The organism is Pigmentiphaga kullae, from assembly GCF_004216695.1.
Taxonomy (GTDB): Bacteria; Pseudomonadota; Gammaproteobacteria; order Burkholderiales; family Burkholderiaceae_B; genus Pigmentiphaga; species Pigmentiphaga kullae.
Genome location: NZ_SGXC01000002.1, coordinates 736360 through 751248 on the forward strand (window position 1 = coordinate 736360; position 14889 = coordinate 751248).

Here is a 14889-nt window from a genome sequence, read left to right on the forward strand (position 1 = left end):
TCAAGGAGAATCCGCATGGCAAACCAAGTACGAACCGTCCGACGAACCGAAAGCCGGCCCTGGCACGTCGATGCCGACCTGTGCGTGGTCGGGGCCGGCATCTCGGGGGTCTCGGCCGCGCTCGAGGCGGCGGCGCTGGGCCGCCGGGTCGTGCTGGTGGACAGCCTGCCCATGCTGGGCGGCCAGGCGGTGGGGTCGATCATCGGCACCTTCTGCGGATTGTTCTCGAACGGACCGAACCGCATCCAGCTCACCCATGGCATCGCCGACGGCATCCTCGAGGACCTGGGCAAGGCCGGCGCGCTGCACCACAACGTGGGGCCGCTGACCACGGTCGTCTACTACGACGAGGTGGCGCTGGGCCGCTGGATCGAACAGAAGATCCGCGACGCCGGCATCACGGTGGTGTTGGGCGCGGTGCTGCGCGAGGCGCGGCGCGAAGGCGGCCGGCTGCAGCGGCTGGAGCTGGCCACCCGCTATGGCGACGTGCACGTGGATGCGCGCGGCTATGTCGATGCCAGCGGCGACGCGGCGCTGGCGTGGCTGGCGGGCCTGGACTGCCGCGAGCCCGACGTGCCGATCTTCGGCACCCAGATGTTCGTGCTCGAACACCTGGACGAGGCCCATCTGCCCACGCGCGAGGCCTTCACCGCGCGCATCAAGGAAAAGGCGGCGCAGTACGGCATCTCGCGCGACGACGGGCTGTTCTTCCGCTTCCCCGGACGGGGCGTGGCGGCGATGAACATGACCCACATGGAAACGCCGCTGGACCCGCTGGCGGCCTCGGCCACGGCCCTGGCCGGCCGCGAACAGGTGGATCGCGTCATCGAATTCCTGAAGGCAGAGTATCCGCGGGCCTTCGGCGCGGCACGCATCCGCGCCTACGCCTTGCCGGGTATCCGGCAGACGCGCTGGATCGCCGGCCTGCACCAGTTGACGACGGACGAGGTGCGCGCGGCCACGCGTTTCCCGGACACCGTCGCGCGGACCTCGTGGCCGGTGGAGCTGCATGACCAACCCGAGGGCTACGTGTGGGAACCCTTCGGCGAAGACCACGTGCACACGGTGCCGCTGCGCAGCCTGATTCCGGCCGGCAGCGACAATCTCGTGGCGGCCGGGCGCTGCATCGACGCCGATGCGGCGGCGCTGTCCAGCGTGCGGGTCATGGGGCCGTGCATCGCCATGGGCGCTGCGGCCGCCCACGCGCTGGACCTGACCCTGGGCGGGAAGGTGCGGGACGTGGACGTGCCGGCCCTGCAGGAACGCATACGCGCCAACATCTGAGCATAAGCGGGGACGCCGGCGTCCCCGCGCCATTTCCGAAGGAGACACCATGAAAATCCTGTTCGCGTCCCTGCTGGGCGCCGTCTGCGCCGCAAGCGCCACCCATGCCGTGGCCGCAGCCGGCCCCGCCTATCCGTCCAGGCCCGTCACGCTGATCGTGCCCAATGCCCCGGGCGGCGCCATCGACATCCTGGGCCGCCTTCTGTCCGAGCGCCTGCAGAAAGCCTGGGGGCAGCCGGTGGTGGTGATGTACAAGCCCGGCGCCAACACGGTGGTCGGCACCGACCACGTCGCCAAGTCCGCGCCCGACGGCTACACGCTGGGCATCGTCGTGACCTCGCACGTCATCAACCCGACGCTGCGCAAGAGCATGCCCTTCGACACGGTCAAGGATCTGGCGGGGGTTTCCATGCTGGTGACTTCGCAGATCGTCATCACCGCCACGCCGTCGCTGCCGGCCAGCGACCTGGCCGGCGTGATCGCGATGGCCAAGAAGGACCCGGGCAAGATGAGCTATGCCTCGCCGGGCAGCGGGAGTTCCATGCACCTGACCGGCGAACTGCTCAAGAGCATGACCGGCGTGGACATGCTGCACATTCCCTACAAGGGCAGCGGCCCCGCCTACACCGAGGTGATGGCCGGCCGCGTGCCGCTGCTGATCGACCCGCTGTTCTCGTCCATGCCCTACATCAAGTCGGGCAAGCTCAAGCCCATCGCCGTCACCGGCAAGACGCGGGATCCCAGCGCTCCGGACATCCCTACTGTGGCGGAGACCATCCCGGGCTTCAATGTGCAGAGCATCTTCGGCCTGGTGGCGCCGGCGGCGACGCCGCGCGAGGTGATCAACAAGATCAGCGCCGACGTGGGGACCATCCTGCGCAGCGCGGACTTCAAGGCGCGCCTGGCCGAGGTGGGCCTGACCTCGGCGCCCGGCACGCCCGAGGAGTTCGATGCCCTGGTCAAGACCGAGATCGAGAAATGGGCGCCGGTGGTGAAGGCCTCGGGCGCCACGGCCGATTAAGGCGCGTCCATGGAAACCTGTCGGCTTCTCTATAAAATGGACGGTCTCTTTTCACCGCCGCCTCCGGAGTCCCGCCATGCCACGAAGCGCCCCCCGAGCCCAGCCCGCCGCCAAGACCCGGCGGGCGTCCGCCGCGGCCGAGCCCAGCGGCACCGTGTCCGCCCTGGAGCGGGGGATCGCGGTGCTGCGCTGCTTTCGCGAGGACCTGCGCGTCCTGAGCAATGCCGAGCTGGCCGCGATGACAGGCATCCCCAAGCCCACGGTCACGCGCCTGGCCACTACGCTGGTTTCGCTGGGGCTGATGAAGCAGGAGCCCGAGACCGAGCGATTCTCGCTGGCGGCCGGCGTGGTGTCGCTGGCCCAGGCTTTCCTGGGTGGGGTGGACACGCGGTCGATCGCGCGCCCGCACATGCTGGCGCTGGCCAACGAGACAGAAGGCTCGGTCTATCTGGCGATACGCGACGAGTTGCACATCGTGCTGATCGAGACGGCCTCGCCGCAGTCGGCGCTGCTGCTGGCGCGGCTGCGGGTGGGGTCGCGTTTCTCGGTGGCCAGTTCGGCGCTGGGGCGCGCCTACCTGAGCGCGATGACCGACCAGTACGAAAAGGACCGCCTGCTGCACAGCATCCGCAAGGAATGCGGCGAGGCGGAGTGGGCCCGTCTGGAGAAAGGGCTGGAGCGTTCGCAGCGGGATGCGCGGACGCAGGGCTACTGCCTGTCGCTGGGCGAGTTCCACCGCGACATCAATTCGGTGGCGGTACCGCTGGTCGTGCCGGGCGGCGAGATCATGGCGCTGAACTGCGGCGGGCCGGCCTTCTCGTTCACCGAGAAGCGCCTGCGCAACGAAGTGGCGCCGCGGCTGATCGAGACCGCGCAGGCCATCGCGCGCGACACGGGCGGCAAGGTGCCGCTGCCGGACAAATTGCTCAAGGTTTCCTGACCCGCGCGGCGTCGCGGGCCGGCTGCCAGGAAGGAGGGCGGCAATGCGACTGACGGATCACGAGAAAGCCATGCTCGACGGCGCGCATGGCGCGGCCAGGCAGAAGGCCATGGACCTGCTGCTGCGCTACGGCAATGCGCTGGGCGCCGAGCGCCTGGTCGAGACCCGCAACGTGGCGGGTACCATCGGCGCCACCACGCCGTTCATGCGCAAGTTCGCCGATGAACGGGGCGGCCTGGACGCGGTGTTCTCCGAGTTCAACCTGGACAGCGCCGAGGTGGTCGCGATTCCGCCCGTCGAGGTCTACAGCAGCCACCTGCAACAGGGCATCGACCCCGAGCACGCGGCCCGGCAGGGGGTGGGCGAAGAGGTCGTGCGCATCTTCCGCAAGGGCGATGCCTACAGCGCGGGCCTGGGCGTGCAGCTCCTGAATACCTGCACGCCTTACCAGGTCGGCAACCTGCCGGCGCGGGGCGAACATTGCGCATGGATGGAGTCTTCGGCCGTCATCTACATCAACGCCGTGCTGGGCGCGCGGTCGAACGCGGAAGGGCGCGAGAGCACGGGCGCGGCCATGCTGACAGGCCGCATTCCCTACTGGGGCTACCACATCGAGTCCGAGCGGCGCGGCACCCACCTGGTGGAGCTGGACATGCCCGTCGAGTCGATGTCGGACTGGGGCATGCTGGGCTACTACGTGGGCGACAAGGTGCAGGACAAGGTGCCCGTCATCGTCGGCGCCGGCTTGGCGCCCAGCACCCTCAAGCTCAAGCACTTCGGCGCAGCGGCGGCATCGTCGGGCGGCGTGGAGATGTATCACATCCCCGGCTTCACCCCCGAGGCGCCGACGGTGGAGGCGGCCTTCGGCGGCAACCGCCCGCGCGAGGTGTTCCGCTTCGGTCCCAGGGAACTGCGCGAGACCTACGAGAACCTGAACGCCACGGCGCGCGATCCCGACGTCGATTTCGTCATGCTGGGCTGCCCGCACTACAGCATCGAGCAGATCTGGGAAGTGTGCCGGCTGCTGCAGGGCAGGCGCGTGCACGAGAACACCGAACTCTGGATCTTCACGCCCCGGGCGACCAGGCAGATCGCGGACCAGAACGGCTACACCCGGATCATCGAAGAGGCGGGCGGCTACCTGATGTCGGATACCTGTTCGGCGCTGGGGCGCGTCATTCCCCCAGGCACCAAGGTGGCTGCGGTGGATTCGGCCAAACAGGTCCACTACCTGCCGGCCATCATGGGCATACAGGCCTGGTTCGGCAGCACCGCCGATTGCGTCGAGGCCGCGGTGACGGGCCGCTGGAAAGGAGGTTTGCGATGAGCGGGCAGGGCAGTTCCACGGCCGCAACCGGGATCATCGTGCTGCAAGGCCGGGGCATCGTGGGCGGACACGCCGAGGGCGAGGCGCTGGTCACGCGCGACCGGATCTCCGGCTGGGGCGGCATCGACCCCCGTACCGGCACCGTCATCGAGACCCGCCACGAACTGCGCGGCATCAGCTTCGCCGGCAAGGTGCTGGTGTTTCCCGGCGCGAAGGGCTCGTCGGGCTGGTCCGGGCAATTCCACATCGCCCGCATCTCCGGCATGGCCCCGGCGGCGATGCTGTTCAACGAGATGACGACCAAGATCGCGCTCGGGGCCGTGGTCACGCACGCGCCGTCGGTGACCGACTTCGACGTCGACCCCCTGTCGGTGATCGAGACGGGAGACTGGGTCCGGGTCGACGGCGACCTGGGACGGGTCGAGGTGACCAAGCGGACCAGGGGCTAGGCATTTCTCCGGTCGAGCACGATAATGAGCTGCCGCCCGGCAGTCAGCCGTGGGCGACCGGAGTCCCAGCAAACCAAGGTTCGGAGTTCACGATGAAAAAAACGCTAGCAGTGTCCCTGACCGCCCTGTTCCTGGCAGTGACCGGCCCCGCCCTCGCCGCCGAAAACACCCAGCAGAACAAGATGACCACTTGTAACAAGGACGCCGGCGACCGCAAGGGCGACGACCGCAAGGCCTTCATGAAAGAATGCCTGTCCGCCAAGAAAATGACCCAGCAGGAAAAAATGACCGCCTGCAACAAGGAAGCCACCGGCAAAAAAGGCGACGACCGCAAAGCCTTCATGAAACAATGCCTGAGCGCGAGCTAAGCAAGTAAGCGGTGCTTCGCACCGAGATATCCCACGCAGACCCAGGATGCGGTGGATCCGGCTCCGCCGGTCCACCCGCATCGCCCCCTGGGGGGCGCGCGAAGCGCGTAGGGGGGGGCTACACCTGCAGGCTGTATTCCAGCGTGGCCATGCTGGCGGGCATGTCGACCTTGGCGCCCAGGTCGCGCATGGTCGAACCCAGCGCATGCAGCGTGCGGAACAGGTTGTGGGCCCGGCACTGTTCGCCCATCTGGCCGATGCGGACGATGGGCAGGCCGAACGAGCCCGAGATCTCGACCCGGTAGCGCTCGGAGATATGGGCGCAGATGCCGGTATTGGTCAGGCCTTCCGGCACCGTGATGCCGACCACCGAGTTCAGGCGCGAAGCCGGCGGCGCGAACAGGCGCAGGCCCATGGCCTCGATGCCGTTCTGCAAGGCGAAGGACGAGCGCGAATGGCGCGCGAAGCGCACCGGCAGCGTCTCGGCGCAGACCAGCCGCAGCGCCTCGTGCAGCGCCAGCACGCCGGACACAGGGGCGGTGTAGTGGTAGGACCCCTTGTGCCAGAAATTCTCGGCCAGCCTGGCATCGAGCACCCAATGGGTATTGGGCGTCTTGCGCCGGCTGATGTGTTCCCAGGCATCGTTGGAGAACGCGATCAGCGACACGCCGGGTATCGACGACAGGCCCTTCTGGCCGCCGGTGATGACGGCATCGATCTGCCAGTCGTCCATCTGCAGCGGCATGGTGCTGAGCGTGCAGACCGCATCGACCACGACCAGGCAGCCGCGCTTCTTGGCGGCCCGGGCGATGGCGGGCAGTTCGCGGTTGAAGACCGTGTTGGAGGTTTCGCCCTGGACGATGGTCAGCACGTCGGGGCGGTGCTGCTCGATCGCCTGTTCCACCTGCTGCGCCGAGGCGGCCTGGTTGCCCTCGACGTCCAGCGTGACGACGTCGGCGTCCAGGCGGCGGCTCATCTCGGCCATGCGGGCGCTGAAGAAGCCGTTGACCACGCACAGCACCTTGCTGCCCGGGGATACCAGGTTGCAGATCGCCATCTCCATCGCGGCCGAGCCCGGTCCGGCCACGCCCAGCACCCATTCCGACTTCGTCTGGAACACGTAGCCGGCCATCTGCTTGACCTGCGAGATGATGGTCGACATGGTCGCGCCCAGGTGGTTGATGACCACCGAATTGGCGTGGGCCACCACGTCGGGGATGGGCACGGGGCCGGCGCCCATCATCAGCAGGGGATCGTCGGGCAGGATGTCGCTCAGCAGGCGTACGCGGGGCGGCTGCGAGTAGACAAGCGGGGGGTGGTCGGTCGAGGAAGCGGGGTCGGCGGTTTCTTCGGCGGCGCGAAGCGGACGGGTGGGCATGTTGGATAAAACGGCTGTGCGACAGCTCCAATTATAGATTCACCGCGCGTCCGAGCGCCTGGCCCATGCGCAGCCCGCTGAGCGGCCCCAGCGCATCGCTCCAATCGATGCGGCCGGCGCCGAACAACAGGACCACGGTCGAGCCGAGCTGGAAGCGGCCCATCTCGGCGCCTTTGTCCAGCCGCACGGCGCCGTCGTCGTAGCGCGTCGTCACGATGCGCGAGCCGTGCGGGGCGACCTGGCCGCCCCAGACGGTTTCCATGGCGCCCACGATCATGGCGCCCACCAGCACCACGGCCATGGGACCGAGTTCGGTGTCGAACAGGCAGGCCAGGCGTTCGTTGCGTGCGAACAACCGCGGCACCGTCCTGGCCGTGAGCGGGTTGACCGAGAACAGGCGCCCCGGGATGTAGACGGTTTCGCGCAGGGTGCCGGCTACCGGCATGTGCACCCGGTGATAGTCGCGGGGGGAAAGGTAGATGGTGGCGAAGCTGCCGTCCCGGTAGGCGCTGGCGCGCTGCGCGTCGCCGCCCAGCAGTTCCTCGGCGCTGAAATCGTGGCCCTTGGCCTGGAAGATGCGGCCGCCGCGGATGGAGCCCAACTGACTGATGGCGCCGTCGGCGGGACACAGGACGGCGCCGGGCGCGGGGTCCAGCGGCCGCGCGCCGGGCTTGAGCGCGCGGGTGAAGAAGGCGTTGAAGTGTTCGTAGGCGGTGGGATCGGGTTCCAGCGCCTCGCTCATGTCCACGCCGTACCGGCGGATGAAGCGGGCGATGGCGAGGTTCTTCAGGCCGGCGACGCGGCAGTGCGCGAGGCGTCCGAACAGGCTGGAGACGAGCGCCTGGGGCGCGAGGTATTGGCCGTAGATGAAAAGCTGGTCTTTGATGGACATGTCGGGGCCTCGCGCGGGCGAGGCAGGTTCGGGTTTGCGCCAGGGATATTACAGCGGTGCGGACGAGCCGCGCACGACCAGTTCGGGCCGCAGGACGACGGTGGAGGTCGTGCCCGGCACGCCGCGCAGGCTGTCCAGCAACAAACGGGCCGCCCGGAAGCCCATTTCGTAGTGCAGGATGCGCACGGTGGTCAGGGGAGGGGAGACGCGGTCCATCAGCGGCATGTCGTTGTGCCCCACGACCGAGACGTCCTGCGGCACCTTGCGCCCCTGCGCTTGCAGGGCCTGGATCGCGCCCAGCGCGATCAGGTCGTTGGCGGCGACGATGGCGGTGAACTCGGCTTCGCTGTCCAGCAGCCTGCGCGTGCCGTCCTCGCCGGCATCGCAGGAATAGGCATCGCACTCGGCGAAGCCGGCCGGCTCCAGCCCGTGCGCGGCCATGGCCTGGCGAAAGCCGGCCTGTCGCAGCGAGCCGGTGGACAGCGCCAGGGGGCCGGACAGATGGGCGATACGGCGATGGCCGATGGACACCAGATGGTCGACGGCCAGTTTCATGCCCAGCATGTCGTCGCTGACGACGGCGGGCAGGCTGCCGTCCTCGTCGCGGCGGTTGACCAGCACGACCTTGACCTGGTCGCGCACCAGGCGCTCGACCAGCGGGTCGTGCAGGCTGGAGGTGGCGATGATCAGCCCCTCGACCCGCTGGGCCAGCATGCGGTCCGCGGCCTGGTCGGGCGCCTGTTCGTTGCCGGTGTCCGCCACCAGCACGAAAAAGCCCTCTGCCGCCAGCGCCTGCTCGATGCCGCGCAGGATGGGCGGGAACACCGGGTTGGTGATGTCCGGCAGCAATACCCCGACCGTGCCGGAGCGCCCCGTGCGCAGCGCCGACGCGGCGCGGTTGACGCGGTAGTTCAGGGCGCGGGCGGCCGCTTCGACACGGCCCACCACCTCGGGGCTGACCATGTGGCGGCGTTCGGGATCCAGCGCGCGCGAGGCGGTGGTCTTGTGCACCTGGGCGTGCAGGGCGATGTCGGCAAGAGTGGCGGCGGAGGAACGCTTGGGCATGGACGAGATGATAGCGAAGTGCCGGCGCATGGTTTGCGGGAAATCTCCTTGTTGACAAGCGGAACGAACCGGATAAACTGAATGCTATCGATAGCATGAGGTTTTGCCAAATGTTGCCAAGCACTCCCGAATCATTGACGCCCATCGTTGTGCAATCGATGGCAAACACATCCGACGCCCGGATCAAGGAACTGCTTTGCAGCCTGGTCCGGCACCTGCACGCCTTCGTGCTGGAAACCCGCCTGACCGAGGCCGAATTCGAATACGCGCTGGACTATGTCAACGCCATCGGGCAAGCCACCTGCGACACCAAGAACGAGGCGGTGCTGGTGGCCGACCTGCTGGGCGTGTCGTCGCTGGTGGCGCTGCTGAACAACGCCGACCATCACGGCGAGTCGGACGCTGCCCTGCTGGGCCCGTTCTGGCGCGCCAATTCGCCCAGCCTGGAACCCGGCGCGTCGCTCGCGGCGCCGGGCACGCCGGGCATCCCGCTGGAAGGCAGCGGATTGGTCCAGGACCGCGAGGGCAGGCCGCTGGCGGGCGTCACGGTCGACATCTGGCATGCCTCGCCCAGCGGGCTGTACGAGAACCAGGACGAGACCCAGCCCGACATGAACCTGCGCGGCCGCTTCACCACCGACGAGAACGGCCGTTTCCGCTTCCGTTCGGTGCGGCCGGCTGGCTATCCGGTGCCGGTGGACGGCCCGGGCGGGGTGCTGCTGCGCGCCCAGGAGCGCCACGAGTTCCGGCCGGCGCACCTGCATTTCATGTTCTCCAAGCCCGGCTACAAGGTCCTGATCACCCAGGTCTACGCCGACGATTCGGAATTCCTGCACAGCGATCCCACCTTCGGCGTGACGCGCAGGCTGGTCGGCCAGTACCGGGTGGAGCCGCGCCCGGGCGGCGACGTCGCGGTGTTCGACCACTGCTTCACGCTGCTGGAAGGCGAGATGGTCTTCCCGCACCCCCCGATTCCCTGATTTCCCCACGCATTCCCTAAGGAACTCCTCATGACTCAAGCAACCCCATTCGCGCCGCAGGACCGCCTGGACGGCAAGGTGGCCGTGATCGCCGGCGGAACCGGCGCCATCGGCCATGCCAGCGCCCGGCGCCTGGCGGCCCGCGGGGCCCGCTGCGTGCTGCTGCACAACGGCGATCCCGCCGCCGCGGCCCGGGTGGCCGAACTGCCCGGAGCGGGGCACGCCGAAGTCGCCGCCTCCATTACCGACAGCCCGGCCCTGAAGGCGGCGGCCGACCGCGTGCGCGCCGACTTCGGCACCTGCCACATCCTGGTCAACAGCGCCGGCTATACCAAGCCCGTGCCCGCGGCCGACCTGGACGCGCTGACCGACGAGCTGATCGACGACATTCTCAAAGTCAATTTCCGGGGCGTCTTCTCCACCATCCGCGCCTTCGCGCCCCTGCTCAAGGAAAGCGGCGACGGTCTGATCGTGACGCTGTCCTCGATCGCCGCCTTCACCGGCGTCGGCAGCAACCTGGCCTACGTCGCGGCCAAGGCCAGCGTGGACGTCGTGGGCGAAGCCCTGGCGCGCGTGCTCGCGCCGCAGGTGCGCGTGCTGTCGGTCAGTCCGGGTGTGGTCGATTCCACCTTCGTGCCGGGCCGGGGCGCCGATTTCAACGCCAAGACCGCGGCCACCACGCCGCTGGGCCGCATCGGCACCACCGACGACATCGCCGCCGCGGTGGAAGCCTGCGCCACCTCGCTGCGCTTTGCCACCGGCACCCGCATCGTGGTCGATGGAGGGCGCCACCTGTGAACCCGACCGTCATCACCTGCGCGATCACCGGCAACCTGACCAAGCCGGAGCAGACGCCGCATCTTCCCATCACACCCGAGCAGATCGCCAATTCGGCGCTGGAGGCAGCCCGTGCCGGCGCGGCGCAGGTCCATATCCATGTGCGCGATCCGCAAACCGGCCGCCCGTCGATGGACGTCGCCCTGTACGACGAGGTCATCCGCCGCATCCGGGCCGAGAACCGGGAAGTCATCGTCAACCTGACCACCGGCCCGGGCGGCCGCTACGTGCCGAGCGAGGCCGAGCCGCGCGTGGCCGGTCCGGGCACCACGCTGCTGCCGCCGGAAAAAAGGGTCGAGCACATCGCGCGGCTGCGGCCCGACGTCTGCTCGCTGGACCTGAACACCATGAATTCGGGCGCCGAAGTCGTCATCAACACCCCGCGCAACGTGCGCGTCATGGCCGGCGTGATCCGCGAGGCGGGCGTCAAGCCGGAGCTGGAGATCTTCGACAGCGGCGACATCCATCTCGCGCGAGATCTGATCGCCGACGGGACGCTGGACGGGCCGGGCATGTGGACCTTCGTCACCGGCGTCAAGTACGGCTTCGAGGCCACCCCCGAGACGCTGTTGTACGCCCGCGGCCTCTTGCCGGCGGGGGCCTTCTGGTCCGCCTTCGGGGTCGGGCGCCACGAGTTTCCGATGCTGGCGGCCGCCTTCGTGTCGGGCGGCCACGTCCGCGTCGGCCTGGAAGACAACATCTACCTGTCCCGCGGCGTCCTGGCGCCCGGCAACGCGGCGCTGGTCGAGCGCGCCGCGCGCATCGTGCAGGACCTGGGAGGAAGCGTGGCGACCGCCGGCGAGGCGCGCGACATGCTGGGCCTGCCCATCAAGCATTGAAGGAACCGTTACCGATCATGTCCACCGTCATGCAAGCAACCCAATCCGGACCGGCCGTGCGCGTGCTGGCGAAAGCCGAGTCCGCCGCCCACCTCGCCCCGGCCATCGAAACCCTGGCCATGCCCCGGCCGGCGCCCGGCCACGCCATCGTCAAGGTGGCCAGCGCGGCCGTCAATCCCAGCGACGTCAAGGCGGCAATGGGCCTGATGCCGCAGGCCGTCTGGCCGCGCACGCCCGGCCGCGACTTCGCCGGCACGGTGGTGGCCGGACCCACCGAGTGGATAGGCCGCCGCGTCTGGGGCTCGGGCGGCGACCTGGGCATCACGCGGGACGGCTCGCATGCCGCCTGGCTGACGCTGCCGCTGGCCGCGCTGGAGGAAATGCCCTCGGGCCTGGACTTCGATGCCGCCGGATCGATAGGCGTGCCGTTCGTGACGGCCCATGAAGGCTTCCAGCGCAGCGGCATGCCGCAACCGGGCCAGGTGGTCGCCGTCATGGGCGCCAACGGCAAGGTGGGGCAGGCCTCGGTGCAGCTCGCGGCGCAGGCCGGGGCGCGGGTCATCGCGGTCCAGCGCCGGCCGGGCCCCTATGCCGGCTTCGCCTGCGCGCCCGTCGAGGTGGTGGACGCCAGCCGGGAAGACGTCGCCGCGCGGCTGCGCGAGCTGACCGATGGCCGCGGCGTGGACCTCGTCTACAACACCGTGGGCAGCCCGTACTTCCAGGCGGCCAACCAGGCCATGGCCAAGCGCGCCACGCAGATCTTCATCTCCACGGTCGAGCGCCCCGTGCCGTTCGACATCTTCACGTTCTATCGCGCCATGCACACCTACGTGGGCGTGGATTCGCTGGCCATGGACTGCACCGAGGCGGCCGCGCACCTGCGGGCGCTGCGGCCGGGGTTCGAGGCCGGCACGCTGCGGCCATTCCCCGTCGATGCCGATGCCGTCTACGCGCTGACCGACGCGCTCGCCGCCTATCGCACGGTGATAGGCGGCTCGGACCAGCGCATCGTGCTGCGTCCGTGGGACGCCGAGGCATGAACGTCACCCGCTATCCCGAGGCCCCGGTCTACGAGGCCCCCAACCACTTCGACATGCGCTGCGTGCGCCTGCAGGGCAGGGAAGCCGGCCCGGCCGAACAGCTGTGGCTGGGCGTCTCGACACTGGAGCCGGGCGGCCATACCTCGCTGGATGGCTCGCCCATGGAGAAGCACTACGTGGTCCTGGAAGGCGAACTCACCATCGTGAGCGAGCTGGACGGGATACGCCAGGAGGCCACGCTGGGGCGCCTGGATTCCTGCCGCCTCGCGCCGGGAGAAAAACGCCAGTTGATCAACCGCAGCGGCCGCACGGCATCGGTGCTGCTGGCCATGCCGTTCAGCCCGCCCGTCCAGGGCTAGGGCCGCCGTTCCATTCGATAAACCAGAGAGGAGACACACCATGCAACGACCTTCCCACGCTCGCCGGATCTCGCTGCGCGTCCTCGCGGCCGCGACCATGCTGGCCGCTGGCGCCAGCGCCCAGGCCCAGGGCAACTGGCCCCAGGGCGGCCCCATCCGCTTCATCGTCCCGTTCACCGCGGGCAGCGGCACCGACGTGGTGGCGCGCTCGATCGCCGACAAGCTGGGCCCCATCCTGGGCGCGCAGATCGTGGTCGAGAACAAGCCCGGCGCGGGCGGCACGCTGGGCGCGGCCCAGGTCGCCAAGGCGCCGGCCGATGGCTACACGCTGCTGATCCACAGCTCGGGCCACCTGGTCAATCCGTCCATCTATCCGAACCTGCCGTACGACACGCTCAAGGACTTCGAGGGCATCACGCCGCTGGCCAGCCTGCCCAACGTGCTGGTGGTCTCGCCCTCGGCCGGTTTCAAGAACCTGGGCGACCTGATCGCCAAGGCCAAGGCCGATCCCGGCAAGCTGTTCTATGCATCGGCCGGCAACGGCTCGGCCACGCACATGAACGCGGAGCAGTTCCGCGTGGCCGCCGGCATCGAGGCCGTGCACGTGCCGTTCCGCGGGACGCCCGAAGCCATCACCGAGACCATCGCGGGCCGCACGACCTGGTTCTTCGCGCCGCTGGTGTCGGCGCTGCCCATGATCAAGGACGGCAAGCTGCAGGCGCTGGCCGTCGGCACCGCCGCGCGCTCGGCCGCGCTGCCCGACGTGCCCTCGATGACCGACTCGAACCTGCCGGCCGCCGCCTATACGTTCTGGGTGGGCCTGTTCGCGCCCGCCAAAACGCCGCAGCCCGTGGTCGACAAGATCCACGCCGGCGTGCTGAAGGTGCTGGAGATGCCCGACATCAAGACCCGCTTCGCCAACCTGGGGGCCGCTCCCATGCCGATGGACCAGAAGGCCTTCGAGAAATATCTGGCGGATGAAACGAAGTCCGCGTCCCGGCTCGTGAAAGCCGCCGGCATAAAGATCGAGTAGCGCAGCGCCGCTTCCGCCTGTCGTCCGCCAGGAAAAACGGCCTCGCTTCTTTCGAAAGCGAGGCCGTTTTCAGTTTCAGAGAAACGCGATCAGTCCAGCATCGGCAGCTTGGCTTCCTCGGCCAGCTTCTTCAGCGAGGCCTGGCCGTCCAGCATGAACTTGGCGAAGTCCTTGCCCACGATCATGTTCAGTTGCGAGCCCATCTGGTCGAACTGTTCACGCATGCCCGGCTTGGACAGTTCGGTGGTCAGGATGTTGGTGATCTTGGCGATCACGTCGGGCGGGGTGTTCGCCGGCGCGTACAGGCCCAGCCAGGTGGAGAACTGCAACTGGGGATAGCCCAGTTCCACCGTGGTGGGGACGTCGGGCAGGGTGGGCCAGCGCTTGGGGCCCATGACGGCCAGCGCATGGACGCGGCCGCTCTTGGCGTTGGGGGCGACGCTGCCCGGGGAGTCGAACATGGACTGCACCTGTCCGCCCATCAGGTCGTTCATGGCCGGCGCCGCGCCGCGGTAGGGGATGTGCAGCATGCTGGCGCCGACGCCGTGGGCGAACAGTTCGCCCGCCAGATGGTAGCCGGTGCCGTTGCCCGAGGACGCGAAGGTCGTGCCCGGGTGCGACTTCACGTAGGCCACGAAATCCTTGAAGTCCTTGACGGGCAGCGAACGGGTGGCGACGACCACGTGCGGCGACACGGTCACCGTCATGATGGGCGTGAAGTCCTTGTTCGCGTCGTAGGGCACGTCCTTGCGCAGTACGGGTGCCACCAGGTGCGTGGACGAGGACGTCAGCAGCAGGGTGTAGCCGTCGGCCGGCGACTTGGCGACGAAGCTCGCGCCGATCGCGCCGCCCGCGCCGGTCTTGTTCTCGACGATGGTGGCCTGGCCCCAGTTCTGTTGCAGCTTCTGGGCAAGCAGGCGCGCGACCGTGTCGGTGTTCGTGCCGGGCGGGAACGGGTTGATGATGCGGACGGGGCGGTCGGGATAGGGGCCGGCATGAGCCGGGGCGACGGCCAGGGTACCCAACACGAGGGCGGCGGCGAGTGCGCGATACATAGGTGAAACAACCTTGAAATGG

Annotated in this window: 16 protein-coding genes; 12 read left to right on the forward strand and 4 right to left on the reverse strand. The window is 68.8% G+C overall.

Going from position 1 to position 14889, the window contains the following annotated elements; genetic code table 11:
• Positions 1–15 precede the first annotated feature (15 nt).
• From EV675_RS17805 to EV675_RS17830, 6 genes are all read left to right on the forward strand, one after another.
• Entirely contained in the window at positions 16–1284 is a 1269-nt protein-coding gene (locus tag EV675_RS17805) for an FAD-dependent oxidoreductase (protein WP_130358548.1), read from the forward strand.
• A 49-nt stretch (positions 1285–1333) separates the two neighbouring features.
• The gene (locus tag EV675_RS17810; protein ID WP_130358549.1) at positions 1334–2305 is read left to right on the forward strand and encodes a tripartite tricarboxylate transporter substrate binding protein; all 972 of its coding nucleotides are present in this window, start codon (positions 1334–1336) and stop codon (positions 2303–2305) included.
• A gap of 76 nt (positions 2306–2381) precedes the next feature.
• On the forward strand, positions 2382–3245 hold the full coding sequence (locus tag EV675_RS17815; protein WP_130358550.1) for an IclR family transcriptional regulator: 864 nt from the start codon (positions 2382–2384) through the stop codon (positions 3243–3245).
• A 43-nt stretch (positions 3246–3288) separates the two neighbouring features.
• The gene (locus EV675_RS17820) at positions 3289–4572 is read left to right on the forward strand and encodes an aconitase X (protein ID WP_130358551.1); all 1284 of its coding nucleotides are present in this window, start codon (positions 3289–3291) and stop codon (positions 4570–4572) included.
• A complete protein-coding gene (locus EV675_RS17825) occupies positions 4569–5021 on the forward strand; it encodes an aconitase X swivel domain-containing protein (RefSeq protein ID WP_130358552.1) in 453 nt (150 codons plus the stop codon). The genes EV675_RS17820 and EV675_RS17825 overlap by 4 nt, the downstream gene beginning before the upstream one ends.
• A 92-nt stretch (positions 5022–5113) precedes the next feature.
• Positions 5114–5389, forward strand: a complete 276-nt coding sequence (locus tag EV675_RS17830; RefSeq protein ID WP_130358553.1) for a PsiF family protein — start codon at positions 5114–5116, stop codon at positions 5387–5389.
• A 118-nt stretch (positions 5390–5507) separates the two neighbouring features.
• Here the strand turns inward: EV675_RS17830 and EV675_RS17835 are convergent, their stop codons facing one another.
• The 3 genes from EV675_RS17835 to EV675_RS17845 are packed head-to-tail and all read right to left on the reverse strand — an operon-like array spanning position 5508 to position 8754.
• Positions 5508–6767 carry a pyridoxal-phosphate-dependent aminotransferase family protein gene (locus EV675_RS17835; RefSeq protein WP_130358554.1) on the reverse strand — a complete coding sequence of 420 codons (1260 nt, stop codon included), beginning with the start codon at positions 6765–6767 and terminating at the stop codon, positions 5508–5510.
• Between the two features lie 31 nt (positions 6768–6798).
• Positions 6799–7659 carry an archaetidylserine decarboxylase gene (gene asd, locus EV675_RS17840; RefSeq protein ID WP_130358555.1) on the reverse strand — a complete coding sequence of 287 codons (861 nt, stop codon included), beginning with the start codon at positions 7657–7659 and terminating at the stop codon, positions 6799–6801.
• 48 nt (positions 7660–7707) lie between these two features.
• Positions 7708–8754 carry a LacI family DNA-binding transcriptional regulator gene (locus EV675_RS17845; RefSeq protein ID WP_130358556.1) on the reverse strand — a complete coding sequence of 349 codons (1047 nt, stop codon included), beginning with the start codon at positions 8752–8754 and terminating at the stop codon, positions 7708–7710.
• A gap of 128 nt (positions 8755–8882) precedes the next feature.
• On the opposite strand from EV675_RS17845, the gene EV675_RS17850 reads away from it, so the two are divergent.
• Genes EV675_RS17850 through EV675_RS17875 form a run of 6 tightly spaced genes read left to right on the forward strand, consistent with a single transcriptional unit; the run spans position 8883 to position 13812 of the window.
• Complete coding sequence (locus EV675_RS17850; RefSeq protein ID WP_242621485.1) at positions 8883–9704, forward strand: dioxygenase family protein; 822 nt, start codon at positions 8883–8885, stop codon at positions 9702–9704.
• Positions 9705–9734: 30 nt separating this feature from the next.
• Positions 9735–10502 carry an SDR family NAD(P)-dependent oxidoreductase gene (locus EV675_RS17855; RefSeq protein WP_130358558.1) on the forward strand — a complete coding sequence of 256 codons (768 nt, stop codon included), beginning with the start codon at positions 9735–9737 and terminating at the stop codon, positions 10500–10502.
• Positions 10499–11380, forward strand: a complete 882-nt coding sequence (locus EV675_RS17860) for a beta-keto acid cleavage family enzyme (RefSeq protein WP_130358559.1) — start codon at positions 10499–10501, stop codon at positions 11378–11380. Before EV675_RS17855 ends, EV675_RS17860 begins: the two co-directional genes overlap by 4 nt.
• 17 nt (positions 11381–11397) lie before the next feature.
• On the forward strand, positions 11398–12420 hold the full coding sequence (locus EV675_RS17865; protein ID WP_242621486.1) for a quinone oxidoreductase family protein: 1023 nt from the start codon (positions 11398–11400) through the stop codon (positions 12418–12420).
• The gene (locus EV675_RS17870) at positions 12417–12779 is read left to right on the forward strand and encodes a cupin domain-containing protein (RefSeq protein ID WP_130358560.1); all 363 of its coding nucleotides are present in this window, start codon (positions 12417–12419) and stop codon (positions 12777–12779) included. The genes EV675_RS17865 and EV675_RS17870 overlap by 4 nt, the downstream gene beginning before the upstream one ends.
• A 40-nt stretch (positions 12780–12819) precedes the next feature.
• Entirely contained in the window at positions 12820–13812 is a 993-nt protein-coding gene (locus tag EV675_RS17875; RefSeq protein WP_130358561.1) for a tripartite tricarboxylate transporter substrate binding protein, read from the forward strand.
• 89 nt (positions 13813–13901) lie between these two features.
• On the opposite strand, the gene EV675_RS17880 is transcribed toward EV675_RS17875, so the two are convergent.
• Positions 13902–14867, reverse strand: a complete 966-nt coding sequence (locus tag EV675_RS17880) for a Bug family tripartite tricarboxylate transporter substrate binding protein (RefSeq protein ID WP_130358562.1) — start codon at positions 14865–14867, stop codon at positions 13902–13904.
• Positions 14868–14889: the final 22 nt, after the last annotated feature.

Excerpts from the sequence above, each read along its gene's own strand:
- EV675_RS17805 (WP_130358548.1), top strand. The coding sequence starts at position 16 with ATGGCAAACCAAGTACGAACCGTCCGACGAACCGAAAGCCGGCCCTGG.
- EV675_RS17810 (WP_130358549.1), top strand. The coding sequence starts at position 1,334 with ATGAAAATCCTGTTCGCGTCCCTGCTGGGCGCCGTCTGCGCCGCAAGC.
- EV675_RS17815 (WP_130358550.1), top strand. The coding sequence starts at position 2,382 with ATGCCACGAAGCGCCCCCCGAGCCCAGCCCGCCGCCAAGACCCGGCGG.
- EV675_RS17820 (WP_130358551.1), top strand. The coding sequence starts at position 3,289 with ATGCGACTGACGGATCACGAGAAAGCCATGCTCGACGGCGCGCATGGC.
- EV675_RS17825 (WP_130358552.1), top strand. The coding sequence starts at position 4,569 with ATGAGCGGGCAGGGCAGTTCCACGGCCGCAACCGGGATCATCGTGCTG.
- EV675_RS17830 (WP_130358553.1), top strand. The coding sequence starts at position 5,114 with ATGAAAAAAACGCTAGCAGTGTCCCTGACCGCCCTGTTCCTGGCAGTG.
- EV675_RS17835 (WP_130358554.1), bottom strand. The coding sequence starts at position 6,767 with ATGCCCACCCGTCCGCTTCGCGCCGCCGAAGAAACCGCCGACCCCGCT.
- asd (WP_130358555.1), bottom strand. The coding sequence starts at position 7,659 with ATGTCCATCAAAGACCAGCTTTTCATCTACGGCCAATACCTCGCGCCC.
- EV675_RS17845 (WP_130358556.1), bottom strand. The coding sequence starts at position 8,754 with ATGCGCCGGCACTTCGCTATCATCTCGTCCATGCCCAAGCGTTCCTCC.
- EV675_RS17850 (WP_242621485.1), top strand. The coding sequence starts at position 8,883 with ATGGCAAACACATCCGACGCCCGGATCAAGGAACTGCTTTGCAGCCTG.
- EV675_RS17855 (WP_130358558.1), top strand. The coding sequence starts at position 9,735 with ATGACTCAAGCAACCCCATTCGCGCCGCAGGACCGCCTGGACGGCAAG.
- EV675_RS17865 (WP_242621486.1), top strand. The coding sequence starts at position 11,398 with ATGTCCACCGTCATGCAAGCAACCCAATCCGGACCGGCCGTGCGCGTG.
- EV675_RS17870 (WP_130358560.1), top strand. The coding sequence starts at position 12,417 with ATGAACGTCACCCGCTATCCCGAGGCCCCGGTCTACGAGGCCCCCAAC.
- EV675_RS17875 (WP_130358561.1), top strand. The coding sequence starts at position 12,820 with ATGCAACGACCTTCCCACGCTCGCCGGATCTCGCTGCGCGTCCTCGCG.
- EV675_RS17880 (WP_130358562.1), bottom strand. The coding sequence starts at position 14,867 with ATGTATCGCGCACTCGCCGCCGCCCTCGTGTTGGGTACCCTGGCCGTC.